Source organism: Pantoea sp. Morm (assembly GCF_016643525.1).
GTDB lineage: Bacteria > Pseudomonadota > Gammaproteobacteria > Enterobacterales > Enterobacteriaceae > Pantoea > Pantoea dispersa.
Genome location: NZ_VOQX01000115.1, coordinates 1 through 11,886, shown reverse-complemented (window position 1 = coordinate 11,886; position 11,886 = coordinate 1). Strand labels below are relative to the sequence as shown.

The window sequence follows — 11,886 nt, the reverse complement described above, 5'->3', positions numbered from 1 at the left end:
CCGAAAGTCGATGGCGTGGCGGTGACGCTGGTGTATCGCCACGGCGAACTGGCGGGCCTGATCAGCCGGGGCGACGGACTGCGCGGTGAACAATGGCTGGCGAAAGCACCGCACATTGCGGCGATCCCGCAGCATATCGCGACCGACCGTGCGGAAGTGGTGTTGCAGGGTGAACTGTTTCTGACGATGACCGATCATCTTCAGGCGCGCGACGGCGGTCAGAATGCGCGCGCCCAGGTGGCGGGCGCCATGATGCGGCGCGAAGCCAGTCCGCTGCTGTCGCGCATTGGCGTGTTTATCTGGGCATGGCCGGATGGGCCGCCGATGATGCAGGCGCGGCTGGCGCAGCTTACGCAGTGGGGCTTCGCCCTGACGCAGCAGTGGAGTCGCCAGGTCAGCAATGAAGAGGAGGTCGCAGCCTGGCGTGAGCGCTGGTATCGCCAGCCGCTGCCTTTTGTCACCGATGGTGTGGTGATTCATCAGTCACCGCAGCGCGTCGGGCGCGACTGGCAGCCCGGGCAGGGCAGCTGGTCGGCCGCGTGGAAATATCAGCCTGCCGAAGTCAGCAGCGAGGTGCTGTCGGTGGATTTCAACGTCGGACGCACCGGCAAAATTGCCGTGGTGCTGAACCTGCAGCCGGTGCAGCTGGAGGATAAAACAGTCCGGCGGGTCAATCTGGGCTCGCTGCGTCGCTGGAAGCAGTGGGATGTGATCGCCGGCGATCAGGTCACGCTGTCGCTGGCCGGGCTGGGTATTCCGCGGCTGGAACGGGTGATCTGGCGCGTGGCGCAGCGCGACTATCCGTCGCCGCCGCAGGACGACGTATTCAATCCGCTGAGCTGCCTGCACTTCAGCCCAGGGTGTAGCGCGCAGTTTCTGTCGCGTCTCAGCTGGCTGAGTCACAAGTCGGTGCTGGATATTGCTGGCATGCAGCGCAGTAGCTGGCAGCGTCTGCTGGACGGCGGCAGCATCAGCCACCTGTTCTCCTGGCTGACGCTCACGCCAGAGCAGATTGCGCAGGCGCAGGGCATCTCCACCGTACGCGCCCGGCAGATCTGGCATCGCTTTAACCTGACGCGCCAGCAGCCGCTGCGCCGCTGGATCAGCGCGCTGGGCTTACCGCTGCCGCGCACGGCACTCCAGGCGTTGCCCGATACGCAGTGGTCGCAGCTGCTGGCGCGTTCAGCCGACAGCTGGCAGCAGCTGCCGGGTATCGGCAACGTCCTGGCACAGCGGCTGGTGACGATGCTGCAGGATGCGCGCCTGCAGTCGCTGATTCACTTTCTGCAGCAGCAGAATATCCCGGCGCAGCCGTCAGTGCTCGGGGTGGGGGTAGTTGAAAATCGGCAGACCGAGGCGGAAGCGCAGCGCCAGCAGGCGGGCGAAGAAGCCGAACAGTAGCGTGATGATCACCACCACTTCATGCGCCAGCGGTGTTTTCAGCAGCAGGATATACATCCAGCCGGAGGCAAAAGCGATACCGGCATACAACTCTTTCTGGAACACCAGCGGAATGCGGTTGCAGAACATATCGCGCAGCACGCCGCCAAAAACGCCAGTTATGACTGCGGCGATGGCGGCGATGATCGCCGCATGGCCGGAATCCAGCGCAACCTGTGCGCCGATAATCGAGAACACCACCAGACCCAGCGCATCCAGCACCAGAAACACTTTACGCAGATGATTCATCAGCGGCGCGACAAAGGTGGTGACCACGGCCGCCGCCGCGACGATCATGATGTATTCCGGGTGTTTCACCCAGCCGAGCGGATAGTGGCCCAGCAGAATATCGCGCACCGAGCCGCCGCCAATCGCCGTGACCGACGCAATAATAATGACGCCAAACAGGTCCATTTTGCGTCGGCCTGCCGCCAGCGCACCGGTCATTGCTTCGGCGGTAATTCCAATGATGTACAGGACGGTTAATAACATAGAGCACTCCAGTAAACTGGCGGCAAGGCTAAAGATTTCCCAGAGTGTAGACCACTGAGATTTTCTAAAAAAAGGTTTTCGGATTAGCCATCTTAATGGCGAGCCTGCTAATGGGCTTGTTACAGAGATAACGCGGTTATCAGCCGGTGTTTTCGCATCAATAAAAATGATGCGAGACGGCGGATCGGCCCTGATTTAAGTTTCGCCGATGATGTGTCGTACCTGATTAATGCCTGCTCATTCAGGCTCATCATTTACGGGCGCGACGTGCAGCAACTCTGGACAGGCATGAAAAAACACAGCGAAGACATCCTCTATTACTCCTCCGACAAGCTGGCGGCACTCGGGCTGGAAAGCCTGCTGACGGCATTACCGGTAGGCTGCCGGGTGCATGAGCTCTGGTCGCTCAGTACCGTCATCTCGCAGTGTGAAAAGCTGCGACCCCGCTTGCTGGTGTTTATCTTTCACGAGAATATGCCGCTGAGTGGCACCTTCAAAGTGCTGTATGCGCTGCAGCAACAGTTTCCGGCTATGCAGGTGCTGGTGCTGACGCGACGCCTGTTGCCGATGATGCACGCTCTCAGTCGTTATCTGCCCGGACTCAGCGTCCTCGATTTAAAGTCCTCACACACCGCGCTGTGTCGTTGCCTGCTGGCCTGTATCGCTGGCGGGATACCGCAGTTGCAGGAGGGGGCTGACATTCTGCTACCGGACCGGCAGCTGCGGGTGCTGCTGATGATGGCGTGGGGCTACAACACGGAGCAGATTGGTAACCGGCTCGGTATCAGCCATAAAACGGTGAATGCACACAAGCTGAATGCGCTAACCCGCCTGCAGGTGAAAAGCAAAAACGACATGGCCGATCTGTTTATGGTGATTGATGAGCTGCGCATGCTGGTGGGATGGCTGCGCCTGCACCGCAATGGCAAGCTGAGCGAGCTGGCTTATCATTCGCTGGAAGAGTTACTGGAAGCATAAAAAGAAAAAAGCGTGCTGGTAACCAGCACGCGAACGCATCTTGCAGATGCCCAGAGCCCACCATACAGACTTGTTGTTATTATCCGTTTCTTGCTCGCACTGCGGCGAAAGCTTTCAGGCTAAAACGGTACTCCGGCTGGAACCAGGGACGTCCGTAGTAGCAGTAGATCAGCATTCTGATGGAAACCATCGCCAGGTAACCCCAGATGGCGCACAGCACTGACGGCGTCAGCCACACGGTAAACAGCGTGACCGCCAGCCCTGCCAGCACGGAAGACGTTTCCGTAAAGGCAATGCGCGTAAATTGTTTTTCCCGTTGCAGGATGGCGCGATAGTGCTGCCCCTGCGGAATAATAATAAAGATGACGGAAATCATCTCCAGCATAATTGCCAGTTCCGGCTGTCCCATTACTCGGCTGTAAATGTCACTGCCGATAAACAGCGCGGCAAAAATAAATAGACCGCTTAATACATTACCCCAGTAAAGCGTCGAGAGTTCGCTGTTATTTAAACTTTGATAGCGAATAAGTGCGTTACCGAAGCCGCGATCGGCTAGTGTATCAATCACTAATAAGATCACTACGGCAATCGCGAGCAAATTGAGCTCATTTGCCTGCAGGATTTGCGCCAGCAGTGAAAGCTGTAATACCCCAATGCCAACGATTTTTATTGATGACAACACTGACCATTTGGCGCTGGCCAGATTTCTTTCGCGTATCGCCATACTCTGCTCATTATGGTACATGTACCAGTGCAATTAAGGGTTCACCCGGGCGGCGGCCCAGAGTACAGATCACATCAATGCAGCGCTTCCTGTCGCAGTCCTGAGATACCTTTCAGTGCCGGCCACGTCGCGATGCTGTTAATTAAGTGATGCTCTGATAATAAAATGATGCCCCTGGCGCGTAATTGTTGTGGCGTCTGCGCGGTATCTCCTCCGGTCAGGAGGAAATCCGCGAGATCGTTATAAAATCCTTTTGCATTATTATATTTTCCGGCCAGTATCCGTCTGGCAATCTCAACGAATTCTTTTTCAGATAACAAAGGATAGGTTGAGCGATCCATGTTATGTCCCTGCTGTTTTTATTATTAAGTACTGCTGTGTGTGAAGGAGTTATACCGTGTTTTATTTAAATTAACACCATAAGAAAACTCCTATAAATCGACTGCAGGAATAAATGGTTTCAGAATATGGATGTGAATATATAAGTTCTGGTCTTTACAATTTATTAGTCCTTTTCCACCTTTTATGGTGCTGCAAAGTTGTACAAGTCAGCGCACAGGAAAAAACAGAGATAAATCAGAAGCACTCAGCTCTCGCCAGTCCGGCACGACCAGGAATTTTCCCGGTTACGACGCTTTAGCCAGACTGGTGAATGGTGCGAAAATGCGCTTTGCGCGCGGTGAAACAGTTAAACACCGCTGCGCGAAAAAAATGCTGCTTTTTAACGATTGCGTCCAGCGCAGGATAAAGGGTGGCTGGTGGGATAATGCATTGATTCTAATGGGTTAACAGATGCAGGAGGCGCTCAAGATCGCGTTTTACCCAGGCAACATCCCCGGCGAACTTCTCGTCAGACATCAGCGGCTGGCGATAAACCACCATGACGACTTCGGCCCCCTGCTCGTTGGCAATGACCCGCATCGGCATATAAATCTCTTTACCGCTGCCGGTGTCGATCCAGTGATCCATCACGCCAAACGGGTTATAGGGGGTAAAACGAATCTTCACTGTGCCTTCCGGGCCTTTCGCTTTCCAGTACTGGCCTTCCTGCGTCAGCGTGCTGCTACTCAGGCCGCTGGCCCACTTTGCAAAACATTCGGGTTTCCAGATGGTTTCGTACAGATCTAACCAGTTACGGGGAATGGTGAGCGTCACTGTCTGAGATGGCAGCATGGAGCCTCCGCGGGGCAGGTAAACGACAAATTAAACCTGAAACATCGCCTGTCACCTTAACTGAAGGGCACCGGACTGCAAACGGCCCGGTGACGGAAGTGTGCTGCAACAGCGTTTTTTGTCAGATAAAACGGCCACGCCCCTGAATGTCATGCAGTCCGGCGCTGCCGTCGGCCTGACGCAGCACGAAGCGATCGGATTGCGCCACCACCGCGCAGCTGTGATTAGGGAAGATGCGCAGCAGGGCACCAACCGCAGGCGCATGTTCGCCATAGGTTAAAAAGCCGTGCTCTTCCGACAACTTCTGCACTTCATACTGATGGCCATGCTCGTCCACCGCGATGCCGAAACCGCTGGCATTGGTGCCGTGCGGGCCTTTGTCCGAGCTCAGCATTTTGGAGCCGGCATCAATGATGGCGTAATAAGGATTAACGGCCACCACGCGCGTCACGACCGTTAACGCCAGCGCATCCGCCTCACACAAGCCCAGACGCCAGGCAGTGAGATCCAGCAGGGCATAATTGCCGGGACGAATTTCATCGCTGCCGGCGGCTACCGGTGCCGCCAGCGCCGTGGGCGTGGAGCCAACCGAGACGGGACAAGGGGAAAAACCGGCATCCAGCAGCCGCCGTTGCAGGTCGCGCATCAGCACGATCTCCTGCTGCGCCACCTCAGCTATCGCCGTGGCATGACCCGCAGCGTACGCATGACCTGCATGCGAGATCAGTCCGGCGAAGGGCAATCCGCTGGCGACAATCTGCTGCGCCAGCGTCAGCGCGCTATCGCTATGCGGATCGACGCCAACGCGATGCAGACCCACATCCACTTTAATGGCGATCGCCAGCGCGCAGTCCGGCTGCTGCTGCTGGGCGGCAACAATAGCGCTCACGCCAGCCGCGCAGTCTGCGATGCAGGTAATGCGCGCCTGATGCTGTGCCGCCAGCTGCAGCAGTTCGGTCAGCGCGGCGGCGTGCACCACGGGATAAGCCAGCAGTACATCGCGTGCCCCGCCGTGCACAAAAGCCACGCCTTCGCTCGGTTTCGACACGGTAATGCCGCGTGCACCTAGCTGGCGCTGCTGTTCAGCGATCCAGACGCTTTTATGAGTTTTGATGTGTGGACGCAGCGCGACGCCGGCGGCATCGGCTTTCTGTTGCATCCGTTGCAGGTTACGCTGCAGGCGCGCAGCATCAACTTCCAGGTAGGGCGTAAGCCGGTCGGCGTGCAGCGGTCGCAGCCAGCCTGCTGTCTCAGAGTGTTCCATTATAATAGTCCGCAGGTTACGTCTTCGTGCGGACTATCATTCACGAGCGCCGGTTAGACGTAAAGTGAAGCTTCGCCTGGCGGACGGGTTTTAAAGCGGCGATGCAGCCACAGATATTGCTCAGGCGCGCGCAGAATTTCTTTCTCAATCACCCGATTCATGTACGCCGCGGCGGCCGCTTCATCATCATGCGGGTAGTTTTCCAGCTGCGGCTGAATGATCAGCTGATAGCCGTCTTTGCGCGCATTACGAATCAGCACGATGGTCAGCATCGCCGGTTTCGCCAGCCGCGACAGCACAAAGGTGCCATTGGTGGTGGCCGCTTTCTCGACCGCGAACAGCGGAGCAAACACGCTGCCTTTCGGGCCGTAGTCCTGATCCGGCGCGAACCAGACGGCTTCGCCCTGTTTCAGCGCCTGAACCATGCCGCGCAGATCGCGTCGATCAATCATTGCTTTATTGGATCGCATGCGCCCTTTGGTCTGCGCCCACTCCATCGCCTGATTATTGTGCGGGCGATACATCGCCATCATCGGCTGGCACAGTCCGGTGATACGGCCACCCAGCTCCAGCGACATAAAGTGCACGCCAATTACCATTACGCCGCGCTGCTGGCTCTGCGCCAGCTGAAGATTGGCGATGCCGTGCACCTGAAACAGCTGTCGCACGCGCGCATCGGACCAGAACCAGGCGATGCCGGTTTCCGCCAGTGCCATGCCCAGCGACTCAAAATTGCCGGCAATCATCATCTCTTTCTCGTCTTCATTAATATGCGGGAAGCAGAGTTCGATGTTACGCCGCGTGATACGTTCGCGCCGCTTCAGGAAGTGGCGTGATAGCCGGCCCGCCGTCGCACCCAGCCGGATTAATAAAGGATAGGGGAGCTGCACCAGCAGCCAGAGCACTGCCAGCCCGAACCAGGTAAACCAGTAGCGGGGATGCAAAAGTTTGGAACAGAACTGCCCGGTTTTCTTCATAGCGCCTTCATGTCAGGAGTGAATGTAACGCGCGAAGAAGTCGGTCCATGGTTCCCGGTGCGGTACAACTGTAGTTATTACGACCGGCACTTTAGCAAATAGTGCCGTATAAGATATGTAAACTCTGCAATCTTCAGGATTCAGATGATTGATGGATCGTGCACTAACTGGCGTGAGAGTGAAATCGGATTGGGTTTAAACTGCGTAAAAACAACAGGTTGTTGGATTGGCTGGCCAAATTTATATGTCATTTTCGGTCAGTAACAGACACAGTTGCTCATCATTCAGGCAATAATCCTTACATTGCGAAAATTAAATATTGGTCTACTGCATCGGCTGGCAGCTTCTGTAAGCCAGATTCAGACACAGTAATGTCCATTTGACGCTAAAAAAGCCATGATCAGACACTATTGTGTCTGGGTGGAAGCGCTATAGCTCAATCAGGCTTACCCTATGGCTACGGTGTGAAGCAAAATCGCGCTGCATACCTGCGGGCAGGCTGTAAAACCATGCGATCCAGCCACCAGGCGCTATACAAACCGGCGTAATGGCTGCTGTTAGCAAGGAAAGATAAAGCCCTAAGCAGGGCTTTATAGAGAGATAAGCGTTACTCGATGTTCTGAATCTGCTCGCGCATCTGTTCGATCAACACCTTAAGTTCAATCGCTGAGGCGGTGATGTCCGCATTGATCGATTTCGATGCCAGCGTGTTCGACTCGCGGTTGAACTCCTGCATCATAAAGTCGAGGCGGCGGCCGACGGCTTCTTTCTTCTTCAGAATGTTGTAAGTCTCTTTCACGTGCGCATCGAGGCGATCCAGCTCTTCGGCTACATCAATACGCTGGGCCATCATCACCAGTTCCTGCTCAAGGCGATTGTTCTCCAGCTGAACCTCGGCTTCTTCCAGCTTGCTCACCAGACGCTCGCGCTGCCATTTCAGCACTTCCGGCATCTGTGCACGTACTTTGCTGACCTGCTCGGTCACGCCCTGCAGCCGTTGTTCGATGAGCGCTTTCAGCGCGTTGCCTTCACTTTCACGCGCAATGATGAAATCGTCCAGCGCGCCGTCCAGCGCCGCCAGCAGTTCCGCGTTGATGGCGTCCAGATCCTGCTCCTGCGCGGTCATCACGCCCGGCCAGCGCAGAATATCCAGCGGGTTAATCGCGCCTTCATCACTCTGCATCTTCACCCAGTTCGCCGCCTGCACCAGCTGTTTAGCCAGCGACTCATTCAGCTGCAGCTCACCCTGGGCGCTGGCATCGGCGTCGAATCGCAGGTTGCACTCGATTTTGCCGCGCGTCAGGCGGTTGCGGATGCGTTCGCGGATCACCGGCTCCAGGCTGCGAAACTGCTCCGGCATGCGGATATAGGTTTCGAGGTAACGCTGGTTGACGGAACGCAGTTCCCAGGCGGCGCTGCCCCAGCTGCCTTTGGCTTCACGGCGGGCGTATGCGGTCATACTGCGGATCATAAGCTTCTACTCATTCAGGAAATGTTCTTCGAATTATAGCGAGGGTGGCTTGTGCATGGTAGATAAATTCATGGGGATATTTGGGCTGTATTAATAATAAAAAAACTTAATTTATAAATGATTAATTTACTCTTCATTAATTATCACCAGGCAGGAATAGATTAATAATTAAGAATAATGTATTTAAGATAATTGTTTTTTGTGTCGCCTGTTACGCTGTTACTGAGTGTGTTTAGTCAGTTCGATTTGTTTTGAGGTTATTATGTGGCTGATTAATAATGAGATATTATTCAATCCGGAAAGCAGGACGCTTGAAAATAAAGGAAAGGTGACTTTACAACTCAACGCGAGTGCATCGCGCTGTTTGTCATTATTCATGCATAATCCCGGAGATGTTATTAGCCGTGAAGCGCTGTTGAGAGAAGGATGGGGAAATCAGGGGGTACTTGTCACGGATAATTCGCTGCGCCAGGTTCTGTCAACATTACGCAAACAATTTTCACATTTTAATATTGAAGGTGATTTGTTTGTTACGATGCACAGGAAAGGTTACAGGCTAAATGAAGACATCATTGTTAAATCACTTATCCCTGTCATTGAACCTCATGATGAAAAAACATTGGGCGTTCTGGATGGTAATAAACTTTCGAATGTAAAGGCCAAAAGCTATTGGCATTTATTTAAACGAAGAAAGCCAGGAAGTCACAGCGCTATAAGACACGTTTTGTTTACCTGTATCGGCGTAATAAGTAGCGGTATCGTTCTTCTTATCTTTTCGTTAATGGGGATTAAGATTTTCGATGTTAAAGGGGTGGTTGATGTTCGATATCAAGAATATCGGGTGGAAAACTCTCTTCATTGGTATATTCAGCAGGACTTAACGAAAGCTCATATGGATAAAATTGAGCATTCTTTGCCTGTTATTAAAAAGGAGATTTTGCACTTAATCAGTCTTGAAGATAATGAAAATCATATTTATATCCATAGCGATAAGATGATTGATCGATTTAGCTGGTTTATTTGTCAGCGTCCCATTGAAAAGGAGAATGCGCTATGTCGTTCAGTTATGTCCTACGTCGCAGAGTGATGTTCATTATTTTAGGCGGGCTGTTAACGCTATTGTTTGTATTGGCCTTGACGCTATGGTTAATCGTTAATAGACGTTTGCCTGATTGTGAATCTGATTCCATGATTATTACACATGAGGCGGAGAGACTCGTTGTGTCACGCGGTGTCTGGAAAGTCCAGAATCGTTTTTTACATGCTACAGGAAATTACAACGGTATTATAAGCTATTATGGACTGGATCATAAGCTTCTTTCGCGTGAACCTGTGGATGTTTCATTCGAATTAAAATACGGTTTCACAGGTTCAGTCTTGCGTAGTGAAACGACATCACTTTCCTATAATCTTGGTAATCGTGCCGATGATGAAAGTATTGCCCGCTATACCTCCGCCGGTTTGTCGTTAGGGCATATCAATTATGGATGGATATATCGACTGCAGAATAAAAAGTATGTTCTGGGCAATAATTTCAATCCCACAATCATCTGCATGAAATGATGGGTGAATCTCACAAATTTATCCCCATCTTTCAGGCATGCGTTGACTTACAGGCAATCCTGAATTTTGGCCATTCAGAACTAATCACATTAAATTCAGACTTTGACAATTAATTTTTGATTTTTTCACAAAATTCACATATCCCAGATGTTATAGTCTGTTTAGTCGAAATTTTAGCTGTTATTTATTAATGCCGGAGGATGTCCGGATAATGAGTAAAGATGTTGCTTTGTTGCTTTCTCTTCTGGTATTTATCTGAGGCGCGTAGAGGTGCTGGTCTGATGTCTTTTTTTAGCGATATAAAAAAATATACCCATGACATTTTTAGCGCTGCATCAAACCATGTTCCTGTAGCGTCAATAGCCTGCCTGGCGGTTTTTGCTCCAACCTTGATTTACATACCTAACAATGGAGGATCATCCTATGATCTTCCTTTAAACTTAATGACGGCTGGGCTTCTGGCATTATTTGTAACGGGCATTTTGTTAACGCGAAAGTTCCGCCTTGCGACGCTACTTGATGATAATGATATGACGCATGCACAGTTATTCATGTTATTTTGCATAGCTCTGGCCGTTCTTTTGCAGGAAAGTGACCATGCGCTTATTTCTGGGGTTTTTCGCTTTTTAAATCTCGGCTTTATTTTTATATTATGGCTGGTGCTTAATCAGGTTCCCCAGCTTCGTAATCAACAAATCACTTTGTTAACCGGAATCGTTTTATTCGCGGTTTTACAGTCTGTTCTTTCTATTCTTCAGATAACTTTCCCCTCATTATTACATTCTATGCTGGAGTTCAAGTTTGAACCTTCAGCAATCAGGCCCTACGGTATTTTTCAGCAGGTTAACGTTTTAGCAAGTTTCCTCGCCACCGGACTTATTTGTTCGGTCTGGCTATGGATTAAAAACGATAAAAATTTCCCATTAACAATTTCTATGTCCGCATTAGTTATTAGCGTGGCATTGTTTCTCACGCAGTCACGGACAGGTATGTTAGGCTTTTTGCTAGCATTGTCGATTATTTTAATAATCAGCGCGCCGCAGGTTCGTATCAAACTGATAAAAATCATATTTGTCATCGTGTTAGGTGCTGTCATTGCAAGCATTGTGCGCTATCAAATATCTTTGGGAACCAGAGAGTATACTGGCTCAAATGTGGCACGCTTCGAGCTGTGGTTACATTCTGTAGAAATGATTATGGCAAAGCCATTTAGTGGTTGGGGTTTTGGTTCATTCGAGCATGACTTTGCCAGAATACGCATGGATGCGCACGCCTATAAAAATTCTTTCGATGTTGTTCATCCTCATAACGAGATTCTTTATTACTGGATTGAAGGTGGGGTGTTGGCCTTTACAGGACTGATGGCCATTTTAATTTCATGGTTTTTGCCATTGTGGAAGCTGAGAAATAATGTTGAGCGTCAGCTTTTGTGGAGTCTTACCCTTCCTGTCGTTTTGCATACCATGCTTGAGTTTCCCCTCTATCAATCTTTGCCACATTTATGGTTGCTATTATTATTGGGTCATCTGGCGCTGCGCTCATCAGAAGACGATGCCACTCTTTCAGCTTGTAAAGAAAAGCGGAGACATTTTTCGTTGCGGCTGACACTGGCCATATTGACACTGGGCGTTTCCGTTTTTTTCTTCAGCGGCCTGCAGACCAACGCGCTGCTCACCCAGGCGGAGCGCGGTCAGTTCCTCTCGTATCCTTCACGCGATCAGCTGTGGAATCCGTGGATTCAGGGCGAGCGCTATGAGTTCGGCGAAATGGTGCATTGCCTGATGCGCTACAACCAGACGCGGGA

General features: G+C 51.8%; 12 protein-coding genes. 5 read left to right on the top strand and 7 right to left on the bottom strand.

The features are described from left to right. Positions 1 to 1,401: NAD-dependent DNA ligase LigB (ligB, locus tag FT726_RS23840; RefSeq protein ID WP_346303564.1), on the top strand; the 1,401-nt coding region annotated here is incomplete at its 5' end. Here ligB and FT726_RS23835 read toward each other — a convergent pair. After that, a complete protein-coding gene (locus FT726_RS23835; protein ID WP_031279636.1) occupies positions 1,315 to 1,932 on the bottom strand; it encodes a trimeric intracellular cation channel family protein in 618 nt (205 codons plus the stop codon). The two genes, ligB and FT726_RS23835, sit on opposite strands and share 87 nt — an antisense overlap. A gap of 288 nt (positions 1,933 to 2,220) precedes the next feature. Here FT726_RS23835 and FT726_RS23830 point away from each other — a divergent pair, with 288 nt between their 5' ends. Next, positions 2,221 to 2,910, top strand: coding sequence for a LuxR C-terminal-related transcriptional regulator (locus FT726_RS23830; protein WP_058759435.1), 690 nt, complete (start codon positions 2,221 to 2,223; stop codon positions 2,908 to 2,910). 79 nt (positions 2,911 to 2,989) lie between these two features. Here FT726_RS23830 and FT726_RS23825 read toward each other — a convergent pair whose 3' ends face one another. From FT726_RS23825 to FT726_RS23800, 6 genes are all read right to left on the bottom strand, one after another. Beyond that, entirely contained in the window at positions 2,990 to 3,634 is a 645-nt protein-coding gene (locus tag FT726_RS23825; RefSeq protein ID WP_021507100.1) for an oligosaccharide flippase family protein, read from the bottom strand. A gap of 74 nt (positions 3,635 to 3,708) precedes the next feature. After that, positions 3,709 to 3,975, bottom strand: a complete 267-nt coding sequence (locus tag FT726_RS23820) for a hypothetical protein (RefSeq protein ID WP_021313935.1) — start codon at positions 3,973 to 3,975, stop codon at positions 3,709 to 3,711. Positions 3,976 to 4,411: 436 nt separating this feature from the next. Then, a complete protein-coding gene (locus tag FT726_RS23815) occupies positions 4,412 to 4,807 on the bottom strand; it encodes a hypothetical protein (RefSeq protein ID WP_021507099.1) in 396 nt (131 codons plus the stop codon). A gap of 121 nt (positions 4,808 to 4,928) precedes the next feature. Further along, complete coding sequence (locus tag FT726_RS23810; protein ID WP_346303563.1) at positions 4,929 to 6,071, bottom strand: alanine racemase; 1,143 nt, start codon at positions 6,069 to 6,071, stop codon at positions 4,929 to 4,931. A 53-nt stretch (positions 6,072 to 6,124) separates the two neighbouring features. After that, complete coding sequence (gene lpxP, locus FT726_RS23805) at positions 6,125 to 7,048, bottom strand: kdo(2)-lipid IV(A) palmitoleoyltransferase (RefSeq protein ID WP_104189276.1); 924 nt, start codon at positions 7,046 to 7,048, stop codon at positions 6,125 to 6,127. 607 nt (positions 7,049 to 7,655) lie between these two features. Then, on the bottom strand, positions 7,656 to 8,519 hold the full coding sequence (locus tag FT726_RS23800) for a YicC/YloC family endoribonuclease (RefSeq protein WP_288421252.1): 864 nt from the start codon (positions 8,517 to 8,519) through the stop codon (positions 7,656 to 7,658). 262 nt (positions 8,520 to 8,781) lie between these two features. Here FT726_RS23800 and FT726_RS23795 point away from each other — a divergent pair, with 262 nt between their 5' ends. The 3 genes from FT726_RS23795 to FT726_RS23785 all read left to right on the top strand — a co-directional run. After that, positions 8,782 to 9,606 carry a winged helix-turn-helix domain-containing protein gene (locus tag FT726_RS23795; protein WP_288421251.1) on the top strand — a complete coding sequence of 275 codons (825 nt, stop codon included), beginning with the start codon at positions 8,782 to 8,784 and terminating at the stop codon, positions 9,604 to 9,606. Further along, on the top strand, positions 9,573 to 10,082 hold the full coding sequence (locus tag FT726_RS23790; RefSeq protein WP_141497145.1) for a hypothetical protein: 510 nt from the start codon (positions 9,573 to 9,575) through the stop codon (positions 10,080 to 10,082). The genes FT726_RS23795 and FT726_RS23790 overlap by 34 nt, the downstream gene beginning before the upstream one ends. 281 nt (positions 10,083 to 10,363) lie before the next feature. Then, positions 10,364 to 11,886 (top strand): Wzy polymerase domain-containing protein (locus FT726_RS23785; protein ID WP_346303562.1); only part of this gene is annotated, 1,523 nt, incomplete at its 3' end.